Genomic DNA, 19,863 nt, shown 5'->3' with positions numbered 1-19,863 from the left:
TATAAGTAGGAGGGAAACTTTAATGATATTAGAGTTTCCCTTCTGCGTATAATCTCCTTATTTCTTTTTTGTCAAATTTACCTACACTAGTTTTTGGTACTTCATCAATAAACTTATAGTTCTCAGGAATTTGATAATTTGCAAAATCTTTAGTTAAATATTCTTTTAGTTCTTCAACAGATACATGATTATCAGTATCAGCTAAAACTAATGTAGCCAAAGGTCTTTCTGACCATTTTTTATCAGGTATGGCGATTACGGCAGCCTCTCTAATTTTTGGGTGAGACATTAAAGCTAATTCCAGAGCAACACTAGAAATCCATTCACCACCACTTTTAATCAAATCTTTAGTTCGATCGGTTATTTCCATATACCCATTTTCATCAATAGTACTGACATCACCTGTTCTAAACCAACCGTCTTTGGTGAAATTGTCTCTACTATTGGTTTTAAAGTAAGACTTAATAACCCAGGCGCCTTTTACCTGTAATTCTCCCATTGTTTTACCATCTCGTGGTGCTACTTTTCCATCATCGCCAACAATGCGCATTTCTATACCTGGAAATTCAATTCCCTGTTTGGCTCGTATTTTAATTTGCTCTTTTTCACTTAGGCTTTCATGTTTTTTCTGAAGTCTACTCGCGGTGCCAAGTGGAGAGGTTTCTGTCATACCCCAGGCTTGAACTCCTTTTATACCAAAATCCTTTTCAAAATTTTCTATAAGGCTTGCCGACAATGCTGAGCCACCAACTAAATATTCTTCTAAAGCCAATTTCTTCTTTGGCGGATTTTTTTTCATTTCCTCATAAACACCTCTCCAAATAGAAGGTACGCCGTTAGCCTTATTTATATTCTCGCTTTCTAGAATTCTAATAATAGCATCTGGTCTTAAGTGTAAAGAGGGCATGACCATATCTGAACCTGTTAAAAGACACATATAAGGAAAACCCCAGGCCATTACATGAAACTGAGGAACAATGAGTAGTATAATATCTCTGTTGCTATAATTCCCCGCATTAGGTGTAAGAATGGTCATTGCGTGTAAATACGTAGACCTGTGGGAGTATAGCACGCCTTTAGGCATGCCCGTGGTACCACTGGTATAGCACATACCGCTGGCATCATTTTCATTTAGTTCAGGCCATTCTATAGATTCTAATTGCTCTCCAATTAAATCTTCATAATGTATAATATTTGGTAGGGTTGTAGTAAAACCTTTTGGGGCGTTGATGATTATGAACTTTTCAACGGTCTCTAATTTAGGTGCAATTTTTTCTAAAAGGGGAACCAAGGTAGCATCAACAAAAATGACCTTATCTTCAGAATGATTGATGATAAATTCGGTTTGTTGAGATGATAATCTGATGTTTATGGTATGACAGACGGCACCAATACCAGGAATTCCATAATACAGTTCCACATGCTGATAGTGGTTCCAAGCAAAAGTGCCTACCATATCGCCTTTAGTGATACCGAGTTTATTCCTTAATGCATTAGCAAGCTGACAGCAGCGCTTGTATAACTGACCGTAGGTATATTCATGCCGGCTTCCATCTGGTAGATAAGAGATTAATTTTTTGTCAGGAAAAGCACTCCTTGCATAATTTAATATGGTAGTGGTGGTTATTGGGTAATCCATTATTAATCCGTTCATAAAAGCATGCTTTAAGTTGAAATAATTGCTTGACCAATAAATTTAATGAATTTTAAATGAGAAATCATCACAATTTTAACATTATAAATAGTGAATGTATTATAGTTCACTCATAATGTGGCGTATACTCTTTTAGATTAAAAAATAATTTTATCAGATAATTCATTACTACTGTTTATTTGTAAACTTGTTTCGAAGCAAAATAAATTTCTAAAGATTGAAAAAAGTAGTATTAATTGTAGTCGTTTTATTATTGATATTCTTGGGATTGACCTATTTGTCATTATCTAGTACTGATAAAACATTTGATACTTGTGAAATTATAGGGGCTGCTGATGTTAATGAGATTGATTTTAAAAAATATGACTCTGTAATTGTTGCGGCAAGTACTTTATATGAGGGAAATAATTTAAAAAACGTAATGCAGGGCGAGCAGTATAGAAAGGCATGGTCTACTCCTGTGAGCGTTCCTATTCTGTACTTAAATGATATATCTGGTAGTGTAAAGGTTTTGGAAGAAGGTGGAGGAAAACAAACTCACTCTTTAAAGCTGCAAAAGGATGATGGTACTTTAATGACATTGCGTAGTGTCTCTAAAGACCCTTCGCCTTTAGTGCCAAAAGTAGCTAAGACATTGGGTATAGAAAATATTGTTGTGGATGGTATTTCTGCACAACACCCTTATGCTGCATTGGTCGTAGCAAAACTTTCGGAAAAAGCAAAAATTCTAAACACAAAACCAAAGTTGGTATTTGTGCCAAAGCAGGAGCAGTTATCAGATTATAATATTAAATATGGGAACAGGCTTTTTCTGTTAGAATATGAAACCAAGGGAAATGCAAACTGGTTGAACATTAAAAATGTTGATTCCCTAATGGACACAGATGACTTGCAGGAGCTGAAAATCAAGTATCCGACCAGAGTTAGTATTAATGCAAGTTCTTTGGTTAGAGCGCGTTTATTCGATTTGTTGATAGGTGATTGGGATCGTCATGCCAAGCAATGGGGTTGGGCAATAGAGCATGTTGGGGATTCTATTAATGTAATTCCGTTACCATGTGATCGAGATAATGCCTTTTTTAATTTAGAAGGTGTTTTACCAACTATAATTTCTAACAATGCATTTCTGCCAGAAGTGCAATCTTTTGAAAAAGAAATCGATTTTTTGTCCGGTCTTATTTCTCCATTTGATATTTATTTTATGCGAGATATTCCACAATCTGTGTTTGAAGAAGAGGCTAAAAAGTTACAGCAATTGTTGACTGATGAGGCTATAGCGTCATCTTTCTCTGTGTGGCCAGATGAGATTTATAAATTAGATGGAAAAGAACTCATTACTAAAATTAAAAGCAGACGAGACCATCTTGTAGCATATGCTATATTATTTCAACAAGATTTAGTAGAAAGTGAAGCATTGACCAAATCTTTAAAAGGGTCTGAAGATGTGAAGATGACCGAAGCTCAAATGACATGTTTTAATTGTATTGGCGAGTAGTCTTCGCATAAAATTTTAAAAAACAACAAACTTGAAGTTATGAATGAAACTACCGTAGTAGCAGCTGAAAAATATATAAAAAATTTGTTGTCTGAACAGATGAACAAGAACTTTCTATTTCATAGTCAAGGATATGCAAATAAAACCGTCAACAAAGCCAAAAAGGTTTTGGAATTTTCAACTGATGAAAGTATAAATGCAAATAATATACTCTTGGCAATATGGTTTCTTCATTCAGGTTATGCTATAGATTACGATAATCATATTCAAGAAAGTATACATTTGGCTACTACTTTTTTGAAGGAAAAAAAATGTGTACAAAAAGATATTGATGTTGTAGTTCAATTAATAGAAAGTGCATGGAAAAATGATAAACCTATCAAAGATGCCGAAGCAATTGTAAAGGATGTATGTACCTGGTTTTACGCATCTGAAGACTTTGAAGAGATGCTTCAATTATTGCGATTGGAATTGGAGAATTTCAATGATAATAATCCTGATTTAGATACATGGAGATTAAACTATTTAGAAAAGCTTAGAATAGAGCATCGATATTATACCGAATTTGCGAAGGAAAATTGGCAAGAGCAGAAAGAAGATAACATCTTATCGTTAATATCTAGATTACAGAAAGCTGAAAAAACAGAAAAAAAAGAAATTTTAAAGGCTAGGTTAAAAGATGAGAGTCCGCAAAGGGCTATTCAATCCTTATATCGTATAGAGCTTAGAAATCATATTAAATTGAGTGATATTGCAGACACAAAGGCGAATATTCTATTGTCTGTAAATGCAATTATCATTTCTTTGTTATTAGCAAATCTAATACCAAAATTAGATTCGCCTTCAAATTCATATCTCATTTATCCAACGGTAATATTTGTCCTATTTAGCATTGCTTCAATGATTATGTCAGTACTGGCAACAAGACCAAAGGTGGATAATACAAATGTTGTAGAAGATGAAATTAAGAAGAAGGATACCAATTTCTTGTTCTTCGGAAATTTTCATACTATGGAGCTGTCTGACTTTAAATCGAAGCTAAGAGATATTATAAAAAGTAAAGAGTCAATTTATGATTCTTTGAGTATGGATTTGTATTATCTGGGGAAAGTATTACAAGAGAAGTATAGATTGTTACGGTGGACGTATACCGTATTTCTAATTGGTGTAATTTTATCTGTTATAGCATTTGGCTTTGCACTAAAATATTACGGTATGGAAGATGAACTTTTAGATGCTGTAACACCTCTGCCAAAATAACCGATTTATTCCTAATTAAACCAAACTGCGTATTTTTTGCGGCGAAGCTCAAGTGCTAGCTGCTCTTCCATTTTTAATGCTTCAGCTCTTGATTTTATAGGATTTATATGATTGAATAGACTGCCACGCAAATACAAACCGTACTTCTGTACAATATTAGAAGAAATGTTGTGCCCTTTTTTGCTTAAAGTACCGTTCTTATGTTGGTTAAAACGTTTTTTTGGTGTTTTACTGGTCATACCAACATATAAACATTCTAATACTCCGTTGAACTGCGGATTTGCTTCCCGAAACTTTCTGTTTTCGGTGAACACTTTTTTAGACAATTCAATAACATAAATAGAATACATGTAGGCTAGTGTGATTATAAGACTTTAGTTTTTTTTAGTAGTAACAGCTATTCTTCGATAATCTCAATTCCTTCTGTAGTAAAAGAAAAGGCCTGAGCGCCTAAACCGCCAACCATTACAGCTTGAAACAATGGGTTCAACCGTTTTTTAGAATACCAATCAATTAAAAAATTAGCGCCACTACCACCAGAAGTATCTTGTTGTTCAATAACATAATCTATAGATTCCATTGGGGTAAGGTAAATAGGGGAGTCAATATAACTTCTTACCAAATCGCCTTCCGTATTGTAATAGTCAATTTTACTAACGAACAAACTATCCTTTAAGCTGGTGTTTCTAATGCTTAAAGTAGCGGTTAGTAAGGTTCTTGAATCTCTAGTCTGATTGTAAATATCAGAATATATAGGAACATATACTTGCCTGGTAAGAGAATCATTTAAGGTAGCATTTGCCGTTCTGTTTAAAGTATGATTATCCAGTATTTCAACAGGAACCTCTTCTTTAGATTTTTGCTTACAAGATAGTATTGTAGTTGTGAAAACAGCTAAAAGGCAAATGCTACTAAAAGATATATTTAATTTTCTCAAATGATATTATTTAATCTTCCCATTCTGTATGAAAAATACCTTCACGATCCAAACGCTCATAAGTATGAGAACCAAAGTAATCTCGTTGCGCTTGAATAAGGTTTAAGGGTAATTTGCTTGATGTATACGCATCAAAATAGGTAAGTGAATTTGATAGGCCGGGTAACGGAATACCGTTTTTAGCCCCAAATGCAACCAATTCTCTTGCAGCACCTACCGTTTCTTTTACGCTATCTACAAAATTTGGAGAAAGTAATAGATTTGGCAATGTAGGTTCAGCTTTGAATGCCTCTGTAATATCAGCTAATAAACCGGCACGTATAATACAACCTGCTCTCCATATTTTTGCGATTTCAGAAATATCTAAGTCGTAACCATACTCTCTAGAGGCATCTGCTAATTGGTGAAGACCTTGAGAATAGGTGATTATAAACGAGAAGTACAATGCCTTTTCTGTTAGAGCTTCTAACTTCTCCTTATCCATATGTGCTACCGTTGTTCTGTCATATAGGGCATCGGCTTTAATTCTTTCATCTTTTAAAGCAGATAGTTCACGCATGCTTACTGCGACATCTATAGAAGGAACAGGGATACCAAGGTCCATCGCATTTTGGCTCGTCCATTTACCAGTACCTTTTTGCTTGGCTTTATCTAATATCTGATCAACTAAGCTACCTTCTGTTAAATCATCTTTTTGTTCGAAAATTTCAGAAGTAATTTCAACTAAGAAAGATTGTAGTCTTCCTGAATTCCATTTTGCAAAAGTGCTATGTAATTCATCATTATTATAATCCCCTCCTTTTTTAAGAACATCATAAATTTCAGAAGTCAACTGCATTAATCCGTATTCTATACCATTGTGAACCATTTTTACGTAGTTACCGGCAGATTTAGGGCCTAAATAAGCAACACAGGGTTCGCCGTTATATTTAGCGGATACAGCTTCAAAAATTGGTTTAATATGCTCGTATGCAGATTTTGAACCACCTGGCATAATACTAGGTCCTTTACGGGCACCTTTTGCACCACCAGAAACCCCTGCGCCAAAAAAGTTAATTCCTTTTTCTTGCAAATAAGATTCTCTTCTATCCGTATCTGTAAAGAAAGAATTTCCACCATCAATAATAATATCTCCTTTATCAATATGTGGTAATAGCGATTCTATAACTCCGTCTACAATTTTACCTGCAGGAACCAAAAGCATTATTTTACGTGGTTGCTTAAGGTTTTTTACAAAAGTTTTTATGTTGCTAGATGCACTTACTTTGTCTAAGTCACCTCCTAAAGTCTTTAAAGCCTCTACTTTTTCATCATCTAAATCATATCCATAGGCAGAAAATCCGTTGTCGGCTACATTGAGAATAAAATTTTGTCCCATTACTCCAAGACCTACTAAACCAAAATCGTACATAAATTGAATGTTTTATAATTAGAATACATCAAAATGTTACAATTTTTACTTATTTATTGTTAGTAACATAATGTGAACCAAAAATAATTTAAAATATTGACTTTAAATCCAAATTGTATCTTAATAACGCCCGATAATGGCTTACTTTTTAAGATATTTGAAGAATAAAGAATATCAACCTATAATGAAAAAGACAGAAAATCAAATGCTCGTAATCTTTGGGGCATCTGGAGATTTAACGGCAAGAAAACTTATACCTGCTATATTTAATTTATATAAGGGAAATGACTTACCTGATAATTTTGTGGTATTGGGTGTAAGTAGGAGTGATTTAGGCGATTTAAAATTTAGAAACAAAGTGGTTCTAGAAAGTCCTTATTTAGAAAAGGAACGTAAAGAATTTGATGCGGATTATATTCAAAAATTTGCAGATAAGCTTTTTTATGAAGATTTGGGTTCGGATTATGATACATCATATGAACGTTTAGAAAAGCGTATTTCAGATTTAGATCAGAAATATGGTACGCAAGGCAATCACATGTTCTATTTATCTACACCTCCAAGTTTATATGAGCCTATAGCAAAAAACTTATCCGATCAAGGTTTAAATGACGAAGCATCTGGTTGGAGGAGATTGATTGTTGAAAAACCATTCGGGTACAGCTTAGAATCAGCCAAAGAATTAAATGACGGTTTACATACCTATTTTCAAGAAGGTCAAATTTTTAGAATTGATCATTATTTAGGAAAAGAAACAGTTCAGAATTTACTGGTAACACGTTTTGCCAATAGTATTTTTGAACCACTTTGGAATAGGAATTATATTCACCATGTAGAAATTACAAATGCCGAAAGTGTAGGTGTTGAAAAAAGAGGCGGGTACTATGATAAATCTGGAGCATTAAGAGATATGTTTCAAAGTCATTTATTGCAGATTGTAGCTTTGATTGTTATGGAGCCACCTTTGAGTGCCGATGCAGAAGAAATTCGTAATGAAAAACTGAAGGCTTTGAAGTCTCTTAAAATAATGAACGATGAGCAAACACTTTTTGAAAATACGATCAGGGCACAATATGTAGCCTCTAAAATTGACGGACAAGAAGTTAATGGTTATCGAGAAGAAGAAGGTGTTGATGAAAATTCAACTACAGAAACTTTTGCGGCAGTTAAGTTCTATGTAGATAACTGGCGTTGGGCAGATGTTCCTTTTTATGTAAGAACGGCAAAACGTATGCCTACTAAAGTTACTGAAGTGGTTATACACTTTAAAACTCCACATCATCAAATCTTTAAGGAAGCAGGGATTAGCAATAAGGATAATAAATTGATTATTCGTATTCAGCCAGATGAAGGTATATTGTTGAAGTTTGGTGTTAAGGTGCCGGGGCAAGGATTTGAGGTTGAACGTGCAAATATGGATTTCTACTATTCTAGTTTAACCGAAACACATGTAATGGAAGCTTACGAGCGTTTATTATTAGACGCTATGCAAGGTGATGCTACATTATACGCAAGAGCTGATGAAGTAGAGGCTGCATGGGCATTTGTAGATCCAATTTTAGAGTATTGGAACAGTGGCAAAGATGTGAAAATGTACGGTTATGCAGCGGGAGTTTGGGGTCCTGAAAACGCAAATGAACTAATTGAGGGTGTTGGTGAATGGAGAAACCCTAGCGAGAACTTGGCAGATGAATCTGGTTACTGTGTAATCTGCTAGTAGGTTAGAAGATTAATTAAAGTATTTAGTTAAGATGGAATTAAAAGTATATCAAAATAAAGTAAAGGTTGCCGAAGAGTTTTCTAAGTATCTGATTGAAAAATCGGGCACTCAGAAGGCTTTTCATATTGCCTTGTCTGGTGGTAGTACACCTAAAATTGTATTCGATGTTTTAGCGGAGGAATTTGCTGAAGATGTAGATTGGAAGAACATTCATTTATATTGGGGAGATGAAAGATGTGTAGCGCCTACAGATGATGAAAGTAACTACAAAATGACTGTAGAGCACCTTATTTCTAAGGTAGATATACCAGAGGAGAATATTCACCGAATTATGGGTGAGAAGGATCCTAAGGAAGAAGCAAAGCGTTATGGCGATTTGTTAGAGAAAGAGTTGCCAAAGGAATTAGGTCTTCCTCAATTCGATTTAGTTATTCTTGGTATGGGCGATGACGGTCATACAGCATCAATATTTCCACATGAAATCAACTTATGGGTTTCTCCGGATAATTGTGAAGTGGCTATTCATCCAGAATCCGGTCAAAGGCGAGTTTCGCTTACAGGTAGAATAATCAACAACGCAAAAACTGTAGCCTTTTTAGTGACAGGAGAGGGCAAAGCCGAAAAGGTTAAGATTATAGTTGATAGGGAAGAAGGATATTTAGATTATCCGGCAAGTCACGTAGCACCTAAAACAAAAGACTTGGTATGGTTTTTAGATGCTGCCGCGGCAAAGCTTCTTACTTCATTTCAATCTTAATGTTTTCAGATTCCAATTCCTTAATGTATTCTTCTGAATTAAAGGACTTAGATTCAAATTTGGTGTCTCTTTCTTGAGCCTCTAGCTTACGGTATTTACTACGAGCAAACCTTCTAATGCCTTGGTCGTCAGAAATAATTAATCCTGGTACGGGAACATTTTTACCATCTGTTCCCTTAGCTACCATGGTAAAGTACGACGAGTTACAATGCTTTTTAGTGCCAGATGTAATATTCTCTGATTCTACACGAACACCAACTACCATAGAAGTTCTACCTGTATAGTTTATACTAGCTTTCAAGGTCACTAGTTCACCAACTTCAATAGGGTTTAGAAAGTTTACTCGGTTAACAGAAGCGGTTACGCAATACTGTTGAGAGTGTTTAGAAGCACATGCAAAGGCAATTTGATCCATTAGGTTCAATATATGTCCACCATGCACTTTTCCTCCAAAATTAGAATGGGAGGGCAGCATTAACTCCGTTATAGAAACTCTAGATTCTTTTACACTTTTATACTTTTCCATAATCTTGTTCTTATATAGTTTGGCGGATTTTTAATTTCTAAAATGAGGTGATTTTTCAGCGTGTACTTCGGTCACAAAGTACTTGGTGTCTCCTAGCCAGAAAAAAGTTGTGTAACGTTCTACGTAACTTACTTTTACGTATTGACCTTGATATTCCTGTAATTTTTCTATTACTTCTGCGTCCTTGTCCAACACTGAAAAAGAGAATATTTGAGCACCTGAAATACCTTGGCTTATTTCGCCTTCCCAAGTTTTAACCAGTACACCTTTGTGACTAATTTTAATAAGTTCTCCTGAACGTACGCCTTCACTAAAGGTAACAAAGTATATAAAGGCATAATACAGGGCGCCAATAACAACTACGCTTAATAAAAGTAATGATACAATCTTTTTCATGTTCTTAATTTTAATATATAAATAATGGTTGGTTTTTATAATTTTAATTTAGGTTCTTCTTCGAAATCATCATCTTCAACTGCACGTTTAATTAAAGATTCAGGAATGGATTTTTTCGCTTTCGCACCCATTTTTTTAAGTTTTTCTATACTAGTGATAATATTACCGCGTCCATCGACTAGTTTGTTCATTGCGCCACGGTATTCATCCTTAGCATCGTCCATCTTTTTGCCTACTTTCATTAAGTCGCCAACAAAGCCTTCAAATTTATCATAAAGAGCACCAGCTTGCCGTGCTATTTCAATAGCATTTCGTTGTTGTTTCTCATTATTCCACATACTATCAATAGTGCGCAAGGTAGCAAGAAGTGTTGAAGGAGTAACAATAATAATATTTTGCTCAAAAGCTTTATTGTATAAAGAACTATCTTGATTAATGGCAATTGCAAATGCAGGTTCAATGGGTACGAACATTAAAACAAAATCTGGACTCTCCATTACATATAAATCCTCATATTTTTTGGCAGATAGTTGATCTACATGCCTTCTTAATGAGTTGATGTGGTCTTTTAAATACTTCTCTTTAAAATCATCTTCAGCATTTACATAACGCTCGTAATCGGTTAGGGATACTTTAGAATCTACTACCATTTTTTTGCCATCTGGTAAGTTGATAATAACATCTGGCAATACACGGCTACCATCTTCACGAGTAAAACTTTGTTGCACGTTGTATTCGCGGTCCTTTTCTAAACCAGATTTCTCTAGTACGCGCTCCAATACAAGCTCGCCCCAATTACCTTGCATTTTACTATCACCTTTTAATGCTTTAGTCAGGTTCTCTGCTTCTTGGGTAATTTTTATATTCTGGTTCTGTAGATTAAGTAACTGCTCTTTTAGTGCAGAATGTATACTGATGTTTTCTTTTTGACTTTCTTCAACCTTCTTTTCAAAAAGGAGAATTTTTTCATTTAACGGAGTAAGAATGTCTTTGATGTTTTTCTCGTTTCGTTCTGTAAATTTTAAGCTTTTTTCTTCCAGTATTTTATTGGCAAGATTTTCAAACTCCTTAGTAAATTTCTCTTGAAGCTTTTCAACTTCCTCTTTCTGCTCTCTATTCTTAAGCTGTAAATTTTCTATATCGGATTGATAACGAACTATTTGGTTGCCTAATCGTTCTTTGTCTGACTGTAGTTGTACTTTTTGTGTCTCGCTATCTTTTAATCTGTCTTGAAAAACAGAAAGGTTATTGAGCATTTGCTGCTCTCTTTCTTCTAATGTGCTTTGCCTAGATTTTGTTTTTAAAAGCTGAATATAATTACCTAAAATATATCCAATGGCAAGGCAGAGGATACCGATGATTAAGTAAATATAAATTTCGTTCATTAATGTATTGAAATATTCAGGTAAAGATACTTGTTTGGGCAGTAAAGATTAAAAGAGGTGGTCTGTTTTTAATTAACATACCCAATTGAATTTTTTATAAATGATAAAATAACTACTTTTTAATTCTAAAAGAGCCGGTATTTGCATCAAAAGAAATGGTGTCTTTAGGAAAGAGGGTATCAAAATTTTTGTTTTCTATTAATTTACAAGGCTCATCAAATGCATTCTCTCTTCCGTCTAAAATCAACATTTTGTCACATAATTGAATAGCAAGTTCAATTTCATGACTGGTGAACAATATTACTTTATTGGTTTTATGGGCAATAGTTTTTAAAAGCTTTAAAATTTGAACTTTGTGGTATAAATCTAAGTGAGTAGTGGGCTCGTCTAACAAAATAATATCGGTATTTTGAATTAAAGCTCTGGCTATAAGTACACGTTGCAACTGTCCGTCACTTAGCTGAAAACATTTTTTATCTAAAAATGGTTCTAATTCTAAAAGGTCAATACTGTTATTTATGATAGAAATATCATCGTTGGACAATTTACCTAGCCAATTGGTGTATGGTTGTCTACCCAAAGCCAATAGCTCATAAACAGATAAATTTTTTGAAGCAATAGATTCTGTAAGAACTACGCTTATTTTAGAAGCTAATTGTATTTCATTATAAGTAGATAAATCTTTTCCCTCAATTTCTATGGAACCGGAAATTTTTGGTTGAAAATTACCTAAGGTGCGTAACAAAGTAGATTTTCCTATTCCGTTGATACCAACAATAGCCGCTAGTTCCCCTTTATTCAATGCAAAAGAAATGTTGGAAACAATAACTTTTTCATCAAACCCAACGGTTAATTGATTGATTGAAAGTGTGCTATGTGTTGTGCTTGTAGTGATGATGTCAGTTTAAGATTAGAATATCATTTTTCTTTTACGAACCAATAACCAAATTACCACCGGAGCTCCAAAAATACTAGTTATGGCATTTATTGGTAAAACACTCACCGAGCCAGGTAGTTGAGCTATGGTGTCGCATAGTAACATTAAAATGGCGCCACAGCAGAGTACGGCAGGAATTTGTATTTTATGATCTGTAGTATTGAACATTTGTTTGCTAATATGTGGCACGGCTAAGCCTACAAAGGCAATAGGTCCGGCAAAGGCGGTAATAGATCCAGCAAGTAAGCCTGTAGCTACTATGATGATGTACCGCGATGTTTTTAAGCCTATCCCTAGACTTTTGGCATAATTTTCACCAAGTAAAAAAGCATTTAGTGGTTTTATGGATATGATGCTGAGAAAAATACCTGTTAACGTACAGAGCGCAATTATCAATAATTGCATCCATGATAAATTACCTAAGCTACCAAAAGACCAAAAAATGTATTGTTGCAGTTTTTCAGCTTTAGAGAAATAAGAAAGTACGCTAACAATAGCGGCGGTAATACTGCCAAACATAAGACCTATAATCAATAAAGCCATAGTATCTTTTACTTTTGCCGCAACCACAAGCACTAATGATAATACCAAAAAGCTACCAAGACTAGATGCGATTGCCAAGGAAATATCATTGAAGGTTGAAAAGGTGAATACGAAAGAAAATAGCGATGTCCCCATAATTAATAGGGCGGCACCCAGGCTAGCACCAGAACTAATACCAAGTACATAGGGGCCGGCTAAAGGATTTCTAAACAGGGTTTGCATTAACAATCCGCTAAGGGAGAGACCGCCACCGACCAATATAGCTGTTATCGCTTTTGGTAGTCTATATTCCCAAATGATATAATAAGAAGAATCTTCAGTAACCGTTCCAAATAATGCTTGTATTGTTTTAATAAACGAAATGTTTACAGAGCCCAAACATATATTGATAACAAAGCATAGAAGCAATACTGCCAGCAAGGTTATAAAATGAAAGCTATATGTAGATGGTTTTGACAATTAAAGCAGTGGTTTAAAAAAATAGGGTACATAATTGGGTAATAATCCAGGGTGTAAAATATGGATTAAATCTTTTAATACAAGGTCTGGTCTCTGTGGGGCTAATTCATAATACAAAGTGCCACCAGTTTCTCCTTTTGTATTTGCGGTTGTAAATACTTTTTTATTCTTAAATGCATCAAACTGTGTATAATGTTGACTTGATGCTTCCATTTCTTTGTAAGTGGCTAATTGTGCAGGTCCAATCCAGTAGTCGGCATGTTTACCTACATCAAGAACACTCTCCCAGCTTAAAGACAGACTTCCGTTTTCATCCGTAGCGTTCCATAGGTAATTTGCATTGGCATCTTTTAGAAAACTTGCTGCCCAGCTTTTTCCGCCAGGTAGATACCAGATATCATTGAACATGGCTCCACTTAGTACAGTTGGCTTATTTTCAACTTCAGCAGCTAGTTTTTTTGCTTCTAGGTAAGAAGTTTCAATTTCATTAAAAATAATATCGGCTTCTTTGGTTTTGTTAAAAAAAGGAGCAAAGAACTTAATCCATTCCGCTTTTCCCAAGGGCGTTTCTTCTACCCAATCGCTATTATATATTACCGGAATATGAGCACGTTGTATAGTTTCATAGGTGCTGTTACCGTCATTGATTGCAAAGCCGAAGATCAGGTCTGGCTGCAATTCCAAAACAGCCTCGGTATTTATACTTTCGTTGACCCCTAATTCTTTTATTTTTCCAGAATCGATTCTCTTGCGAGCAGCTATTGATGAAATGTATTTAGTATCAGGAAAGCCAATAAGTTGGTTTAAAACTCCCAATTCTTCTAAAGCGGGAATATGCGTGGTAGAGGTTACCACAATATTTTCAACAGGAGTAGAGATTATGGCATCATATTCATTTTTGTTTAAGGTGACGCTTGCTTGTATTTCTTTAGGAACCAAAGCATATGTGTGTGTAGTCTCTGCATTTACCCAAGGTTTTAAGACCTTGATGATAGTAATACCATTGCTTTGGGTTTCAATTCTAAAACCATTGGCATATTGTATAGAAGTACTGCTATCATTGGCATTATTGAATGTTGTTTCTTTTTTTTCCTGCATGCATCCGCATAACAAAAGAAGGTAACTTATAAGAATTAAGCGTTTAAACATAGTGGTAGTTTGTCTATTTTTCAAAAGTAGTATTATAAAAGTTTACTTAGAAAGATTAAACTAAATGTTTACTTTCGCCGTGAATTTTGGTTCTCATTGCTTTTTGTAATGAGATTAAAAGGGAATCTAGTGAAAATCTAGAGCTGTTCCCGCAACTGTAAGCTTAGTCTTTATTATAAAGATGGCTACTATCTCTTCAATACCACTGTTATTAGTTTAATGGGAAGGTGGATAGTAGTACGTAAGTCAGGAGACCTGCCATATTATTAATATAGATTCGATGGACTTTCGGGTAAAAAGTCGTTGTTGTGATGAATAAAATAATTTCAATAGTACTAGTATTTTGTGCTACAGTAGGGTATGCGCAGCGAGATTCCATTTTAAAATTGGATGAAGTTGTCGTGTCTGATAGTAGGATTAAGCAGTATGCAGAGGGGTATAAAGTAACTGTTTTACAAGATAGTATTATACAACGTACTAACGGACTTCTTACTTCATTACTTGCTTTTAATTCTAACATTTATTTCAAAGAGAATGGATTTGGGATGGTTTCTTCTCCTGCTTTTAGAGGAACCAATGCTTCACATACCGCAGTTGTATGGAATGGTATTAATATAAACTCACAGTTAAACGGACAAGTAGATTTTAATACAATAAACCCTTTTAACTACAACTCTGTAAGTATTCGCAGTGGTGGTGGTAGTGTGCAATATGGTTCAGGAGCTATAGGGGGTAGTATTCATTTAAATAGCGATTTACTATTTAAAGAACACTTTGATAATCAAGTTTCTGTTGGTTATGGAAGTTATAATACAAAAAAGATAAATTATAATCAGAGTTTTGGTAGTAGGTTAATTTCGTACAGTTTAGGGGTTAATTATAATGCATCGGATAATAACTACAAGTATTTAAATACCAACGAGGAGAATAAGAATGGAGAGTTCAATAATATAAATTTAAATTGGAATATAGGTTATGTTCTTTCTGAAAATCAAGTATTGAAATTATATCATCAAACTTTTATTGGTGATAGAAATTTGTCAGGAACCTTGGTAGCTTTAGGAAGAAGTAAGTATAAAGACAACCATTACAGAACGCAAGTAGAGTGGGGGCGTTTTGGAAAAAAAGCGATATCCAAATTAAAACTAGCCTACTTGCAAGAAGAATTTAAATATTTTGAGAATAAAGATGCAGACATTAATTCTTTTGGGAAGGTGTCTAATTTTTTAGCAAGATATTCTTCAGATTTTAAACTTTCTAAGTTTTTTAGGGTAAACTCTTTTTTAGAGTATAATAACTATAAAGGTTCTGGGGATAGTTTTGGAAGTCCAAAAAGAGATGATTTTTCTGCAACAGCGCTTATAAAGCATACTATTTCTTCTAAAATTGCCTACAATTTGAGTGTTAGGCAAGATTTTTCTTCAGATTTCTCAAGTCCTTTAGTTTTTTCTTTAGATGGTAGCTATAGTCTTACGGGCAATTATAAGGTTAAGATAAATGCATCCAAAAATTTTAGGACTCCCACGTTTAATGATTTGTATTGGCAACCTGGTGGAAATTTAGATCTTGTTCCTGAAAAATCATACCAATTAGATTTTGGGAATATGTTAAGTATTGGGGGTGTTTCTATGCAGTATAATGGTTATTATATTTCAACCAAAGATATGATTAAATGGTTGCCGAATAATGAAGGGTTGTGGTCTCCTATAAATATAGACGATGTTGAAATTTATGGTGCAGAGGCCAAGATAGAAGCAAATTATCCTTTGGGTAAAAACCAAGAGGTAGGTATAAACGCAAATTATGCCTATACCGTTTCAGAGGACAAGAGCACTAATGAACAGTTAATTTATGTGCCATTCCATAGGGCAAACGGTTCATTTGAATATAGAATAGCGGACTTAAATTTGTTTTACCAGCATTTGTTTAATGGTTCTGTCTCTATTATTGGAGGGGAGTTAAAAGAGTATCAAGTTTCTAATCTTGGGGCAACTTATACGGCAGATATTTTGAAAAAAGATTTGAAATACACCATAGGAGTTACAATTAACAATGTGTTTAATACATACTACGAAAACATAGCATTGCGCCCAATGCCCAACAGAAATATACAAACACAATTAATACTAAATTTTTAAAAATGAAATTAAAACACTTTATGTTAACAGCGGCTATCGCCTCATTTATACTTACATCTTGTAGTGATGATGACGATATGCAAACACCAGGAACAATAGGATTATCTGCAACAGAAGATAGTTATGATGAGGGAGAAGGAACAGTAGAAATAACGATCAGTACTACTAGCGTAAATGCTATGGATGTGACCATTAATTATGAAGTAACAGGAACGGCAACAGATGGAGAAGACTATCAATCTTTATCAGGGTCGGTAGTTTTACCAGCAGGAGAAACATCAGTACAAGAAAGTTTAATTTTAATTGATGATACAGAGGTGGAATCTTTTGAAGAGGTTATTTTTACCATTACATCTACTAGTAATGATGAGGATATTATAGGAGCTAATAGTTCTATAGTATTAACTATTACAGACAATGATTCTTACGCTTTTGAAAATGGGATATTGGTTTCTCATGAAGGTAATTTTATGCAAGGAAATGCTTCTATTTCTTTTGTTTCTGGTGATTTTACGACAGTGGAAAACAATATTTTTAAAACTGTAAATGATATAGATGTATTAGGAGACAATGCACAAAGTATGTCTTTTTATGAAGGTATGGCTTATATAGTAATGAATGGTTCTCAAAAAGTAGAAGTTGTAAACCGATATACTTTTGAATCTGTTGCCACTATTGGAGGACCTAGCGAGACAGATTTTTTAAACCCTCGTTATATGGCTATAGCTAATGGTAAAGGATATGTTACAAATTGGGGAGACGGTTCTAATCCTGATGATGATTATGTTGCTGTGATTGACTTGGAAACCAATACCGTTGAATCTACTATTTCAGTACCAGAAGGGCCAGAGAAAATTATTGCGAAGGATAATACAATTTATGTAGCGCTCCAAGGAGGTTTCAATCAAAATAACGGAGTTACTGTAATTGATGCTACTACAAATACTGTTACTACAACCATTACAGTTGGTGATCGCCCTAATTCAATGCAACTAGATGCTAGTGGAAACCTTTGGGTATTATCAAGTGGAAATCCATCTTGGACAGGTAATGAGACTGCCGGACAAATAGATAATATTAATACTACGGATAATACAGTAACTACAACGATAAGTTATGCAGTTACCGAACATCCAGGGAATTTAGAAATTGAAGGAGCAACTCTTTATTACTACTTAGGAGGTTCTGTGTATACAATGGATGCTACAGCGAGTGTATTGCCAACAACAGCAGAAATTGAAGGTCTTAGTTTTTATGATATGGCTGTTATTAATGGTAAACTTTATGGAGTGGATGCTAAAGATTTTACTAGCAATGGTTCTTTAGAGGTGTATGATTTATCTGATAATACCTTATTGGCTTCTAAAACAGTTTCTATTATTCCAGGAGGAATTTATTATAACGAAGCAAAAGAAAGATAAGACATAATTAAAAAAATGTACTATACCAGATAATCGATAAAAGTGATTATTAAAAGATTCAATTAAAAAAAGCTGAACAATGATATCATTGTTCAGCTTTTTTTTAATTGTTTAATGGCTTTAAGAATTTTTAAATTCATTAGCTCACTTATTCAAGCCTTCTTTCTAAATAGTGAATTAAATTTAGAACTCTAAATCATAAACAGTATCATCAACCATTTTATCGCTCATAAGGCTATTTTCTTTAGAGCTGCTAAATATATTGATAGGGTAGTGTACTGTAAAGTCACGTTTACCCGTAGCACCCGTAATAACCTCAATCGCTTTAGCTAACAAAGGCTCGTTTAATTCACCTAAAATACCAAGGTTACTATAATCTTCTTTTAACTCATAATCTGGCTGTAGACCGCTTGTAAAGTCAAAAAAACCATCTGCATTTTCGTTTCTACCTATTAAAGGTTGAATTGCCCATTGGTTGTTAGGATTAATGTTATTCACTCTTGATGGAGTGTATAAATATGAATTATCACGATCATCGACTAGGGTAGTGGAGAATTCATTTTTTCCTCTAGTTACATCACCAATTTGAATAACGTCCATATAAGGTTCTAAGCTATTTATCAATAATTCGCTTGCGGATGCGGAACTTGATGAGGTTAGTACATATAGTTTGGTTAAACCTAATGAATTTATAGTTTCTCCGTTAACCTTATCTGCAAAATAAACTTCTAATTGACTATCGTTGAACTGCTCTTGAAGCTTATCATTATATCGCTTTCTTAAAAATAAATCAGACGTGTTGGTACCGTAAATCATACTGGCCAATAAGCGTGTAGTGTTTACTGATCCACCTGGGTTATAGCGTAAGTCCATTACCAAATTGGTAATGCCTGCAGATTTTAAATCTTTAACAGCAGAATATAGATCATCATCATACTCATTAGTAAATTGATTGTATAAAATGTAACCAATATTCTCACCACCAATTGTAAATGATTTAGAAAGTAGCACAGGATTTTCAGCTAAACCTTCTTCTTTGGTAAGCGTAATTTCTACATCGTTGGGTGTAAAATTACCATTATCAAAATCTGCCATATTTAAGGTGTAGGTATCATTTTCACCAAAAAGTAAATTTATATAATTTGATGTGGTCAAAGTTTCACCGTCAACACCTGTAAAAAGGTCTCCACGTTGAATCTCAACCGTTGCAGCGTTTGAGTTTGGAATAATATAACGAACAAAACCAAAAATCTCGTCACTATCTTGAAACTGAACAAGGCCAAATTCTAATCCGTTACTTTTAGAAATACCTGCAAGTGAATTGGTTAGTTCACGGTAATCTTCGTTATAAAAACTAAAGCGATCTTCTATATATTGTAATTTACTTTCAAAGAAAGCTGCAGGGTCATCTTCAGAATCAAGAAATGCGGTATATGCTGCTCTACCTTCTTCTGTATTTTCAAAACGGTCGTCTGCTAGGTCGTCTATATTTTCTTGCCAGAAATACCAGAAATTCATGGCTTTCCACATAAAATCTTGCACTTCAACATTTGCCGATCCATCTGGATCAACCGTATTTGGCAACGATAGATCATCATCTTTAGAACATGAAAATATAATTGCGGCGACTAATAATACTAATATCTTCTTCATAATAGGGAAACTGAAATGTTTT

Annotated in this window: 17 protein-coding genes and 1 riboswitch; of the genes, 6 read left to right on the top strand and 11 right to left on the bottom strand. The window is 34.3% G+C overall.

Features of this window, described 5'->3' with window-relative positions:
- Positions 1-28: 28 nt before the first annotated feature.
- Positions 29-1,654 carry a long-chain fatty acid--CoA ligase gene (locus tag P177_RS12040; RefSeq protein WP_036155069.1) on the bottom strand — a complete coding sequence of 542 codons (1,626 nt, stop codon included), beginning with the start codon at positions 1,652-1,654 and terminating at the stop codon, positions 29-31.
- Positions 1,655-1,871: 217 nt separating this feature from the next.
- Here P177_RS12040 and P177_RS12035 point away from each other — a divergent pair, with 217 nt between their 5' ends.
- The gene (locus tag P177_RS12035) at positions 1,872-3,149 is read left to right on the top strand and encodes a type 1 glutamine amidotransferase family protein (protein ID WP_036155067.1); all 1,278 of its coding nucleotides are present in this window, start codon (positions 1,872-1,874) and stop codon (positions 3,147-3,149) included.
- Positions 3,150-3,188: 39 nt separating this feature from the next.
- The gene (locus P177_RS12030) at positions 3,189-4,409 is read left to right on the top strand and encodes a Pycsar system effector family protein (RefSeq protein WP_036155065.1); all 1,221 of its coding nucleotides are present in this window, start codon (positions 3,189-3,191) and stop codon (positions 4,407-4,409) included.
- Positions 4,410-4,420: 11 nt separating this feature from the next.
- Here P177_RS12030 and P177_RS12025 read toward each other — a convergent pair whose 3' ends face one another.
- The 3 genes from P177_RS12025 to gndA are packed head-to-tail and all read right to left on the bottom strand — an operon-like array spanning position 4,421 to position 6,757.
- Complete coding sequence (locus P177_RS12025; protein WP_036155063.1) at positions 4,421-4,759, bottom strand: GIY-YIG nuclease family protein; 339 nt, start codon at positions 4,757-4,759, stop codon at positions 4,421-4,423.
- Positions 4,760-4,806: 47 nt separating this feature from the next.
- A complete protein-coding gene (locus tag P177_RS12020; protein WP_157486548.1) occupies positions 4,807-5,346 on the bottom strand; it encodes a DUF3124 domain-containing protein in 540 nt (179 codons plus the stop codon).
- A gap of 10 nt (positions 5,347-5,356) precedes the next feature.
- The gene (gene gndA / locus P177_RS12015; protein ID WP_036155061.1) at positions 5,357-6,757 is read right to left on the bottom strand and encodes an NADP-dependent phosphogluconate dehydrogenase; all 1,401 of its coding nucleotides are present in this window, start codon (positions 6,755-6,757) and stop codon (positions 5,357-5,359) included.
- A gap of 184 nt (positions 6,758-6,941) precedes the next feature.
- Between gndA and zwf the strand changes: the two genes are divergently transcribed.
- Together zwf and pgl are read left to right on the top strand one after the other, a co-directional pair.
- Complete coding sequence (gene zwf / locus P177_RS12010; protein WP_036158312.1) at positions 6,942-8,474, top strand: glucose-6-phosphate dehydrogenase; 1,533 nt, start codon at positions 6,942-6,944, stop codon at positions 8,472-8,474.
- A gap of 34 nt (positions 8,475-8,508) precedes the next feature.
- On the top strand, positions 8,509-9,234 hold the full coding sequence (gene pgl / locus P177_RS12005; protein ID WP_036155060.1) for a 6-phosphogluconolactonase: 726 nt from the start codon (positions 8,509-8,511) through the stop codon (positions 9,232-9,234).
- Here pgl and P177_RS12000 read toward each other — a convergent pair.
- From P177_RS12000 to P177_RS11975, 6 genes are all read right to left on the bottom strand, one after another.
- Positions 9,215-9,760 (bottom strand): acyl-CoA thioesterase, encoded by a 546-nt coding sequence (locus P177_RS12000; protein WP_209435190.1) that lies wholly within the window; start codon positions 9,758-9,760, stop codon positions 9,215-9,217. The genes pgl and P177_RS12000 overlap by 20 nt on opposite strands.
- Before the next feature lie 30 nt (positions 9,761-9,790).
- Complete coding sequence (locus P177_RS11995; protein ID WP_036155056.1) at positions 9,791-10,156, bottom strand: hypothetical protein; 366 nt, start codon at positions 10,154-10,156, stop codon at positions 9,791-9,793.
- 35 nt (positions 10,157-10,191) lie between these two features.
- Positions 10,192-11,541 carry a DNA recombination protein RmuC gene (gene rmuC, locus P177_RS11990; protein WP_036155053.1) on the bottom strand — a complete coding sequence of 450 codons (1,350 nt, stop codon included), beginning with the start codon at positions 11,539-11,541 and terminating at the stop codon, positions 10,192-10,194.
- A 112-nt stretch (positions 11,542-11,653) separates the two neighbouring features.
- Positions 11,654-12,355, bottom strand: a complete 702-nt coding sequence (locus P177_RS11985) for an ABC transporter ATP-binding protein (RefSeq protein ID WP_316930803.1) — start codon at positions 12,353-12,355, stop codon at positions 11,654-11,656.
- A gap of 96 nt (positions 12,356-12,451) precedes the next feature.
- Positions 12,452-13,480 (bottom strand): FecCD family ABC transporter permease, encoded by a 1,029-nt coding sequence (locus P177_RS11980; protein WP_036155049.1) that lies wholly within the window; start codon positions 13,478-13,480, stop codon positions 12,452-12,454.
- Positions 13,481-14,578: an ABC transporter substrate-binding protein gene (locus tag P177_RS11975; RefSeq protein ID WP_245233033.1), complete on the bottom strand. Its 1,098-nt coding sequence runs from the start codon at positions 14,576-14,578 to the stop codon at positions 13,481-13,483.
- Positions 14,579-14,699: 121 nt separating this feature from the next.
- A riboswitch (cobalamin riboswitch) is annotated at positions 14,700-14,906 on the top strand.
- A 34-nt stretch (positions 14,907-14,940) separates the two neighbouring features.
- On the opposite strand from P177_RS11975, the gene P177_RS11970 reads away from it, so the two are divergent.
- Together P177_RS11970 and P177_RS11965 are read left to right on the top strand one after the other, a co-directional pair.
- Positions 14,941-16,767, top strand: coding sequence for a TonB-dependent receptor plug domain-containing protein (locus P177_RS11970; RefSeq protein ID WP_036155045.1), 1,827 nt, complete (start codon positions 14,941-14,943; stop codon positions 16,765-16,767).
- A gap of 2 nt (positions 16,768-16,769) precedes the next feature.
- Positions 16,770-18,188 carry a DUF5074 domain-containing protein gene (locus P177_RS11965; RefSeq protein ID WP_051941818.1) on the top strand — a complete coding sequence of 473 codons (1,419 nt, stop codon included), beginning with the start codon at positions 16,770-16,772 and terminating at the stop codon, positions 18,186-18,188.
- A 183-nt stretch (positions 18,189-18,371) separates the two neighbouring features.
- Here P177_RS11965 and P177_RS11960 read toward each other — a convergent pair whose 3' ends face one another.
- Entirely contained in the window at positions 18,372-19,841 is a 1,470-nt protein-coding gene (locus tag P177_RS11960) for a S41 family peptidase (RefSeq protein WP_036155043.1), read from the bottom strand.
- Positions 19,842-19,863: the final 22 nt, after the last annotated feature.

Origin of the sequence: Maribacter forsetii DSM 18668 (genome assembly GCF_000744105.1) — a bacterium.
Lineage (GTDB): Bacteria > Bacteroidota > Bacteroidia > Flavobacteriales > Flavobacteriaceae > Maribacter > Maribacter forsetii.
This window is presented reverse-complemented; position numbering and strand designations above follow the sequence as displayed.

Bases quoted from the DNA above. Each gene is read 5' to 3' on its own strand.
- P177_RS12040 (WP_036155069.1), bottom strand. From the start codon at position 1,654: ATGAACGGATTAATAATGGATTACCCAATAACCACCACTACCATATTA.
- P177_RS12030 (WP_036155065.1), top strand. From the start codon at position 3,189: ATGAATGAAACTACCGTAGTAGCAGCTGAAAAATATATAAAAAATTTG.
- P177_RS12025 (WP_036155063.1), bottom strand. From the start codon at position 4,759: ATGTATTCTATTTATGTTATTGAATTGTCTAAAAAAGTGTTCACCGAA.
- gndA (WP_036155061.1), bottom strand. From the start codon at position 6,757: ATGTACGATTTTGGTTTAGTAGGTCTTGGAGTAATGGGACAAAATTTT.
- zwf (WP_036158312.1), top strand. From the start codon at position 6,942: ATGAAAAAGACAGAAAATCAAATGCTCGTAATCTTTGGGGCATCTGGA.
- pgl (WP_036155060.1), top strand. From the start codon at position 8,509: ATGGAATTAAAAGTATATCAAAATAAAGTAAAGGTTGCCGAAGAGTTT.
- P177_RS12000 (WP_209435190.1), bottom strand. From the start codon at position 9,760: ATGGAAAAGTATAAAAGTGTAAAAGAATCTAGAGTTTCTATAACGGAG.
- P177_RS11995 (WP_036155056.1), bottom strand. From the start codon at position 10,156: ATGAAAAAGATTGTATCATTACTTTTATTAAGCGTAGTTGTTATTGGC.
- rmuC (WP_036155053.1), bottom strand. From the start codon at position 11,541: ATGAACGAAATTTATATTTACTTAATCATCGGTATCCTCTGCCTTGCC.
- P177_RS11975 (WP_245233033.1), bottom strand. From the start codon at position 14,578: ATGCAGGAAAAAAAAGAAACAACATTCAATAATGCCAATGATAGCAGT.
- P177_RS11970 (WP_036155045.1), top strand. From the start codon at position 14,941: ATGAATAAAATAATTTCAATAGTACTAGTATTTTGTGCTACAGTAGGG.
- P177_RS11965 (WP_051941818.1), top strand. From the start codon at position 16,770: ATGAAATTAAAACACTTTATGTTAACAGCGGCTATCGCCTCATTTATA.
- P177_RS11960 (WP_036155043.1), bottom strand. From the start codon at position 19,841: ATGAAGAAGATATTAGTATTATTAGTCGCCGCAATTATATTTTCATGT.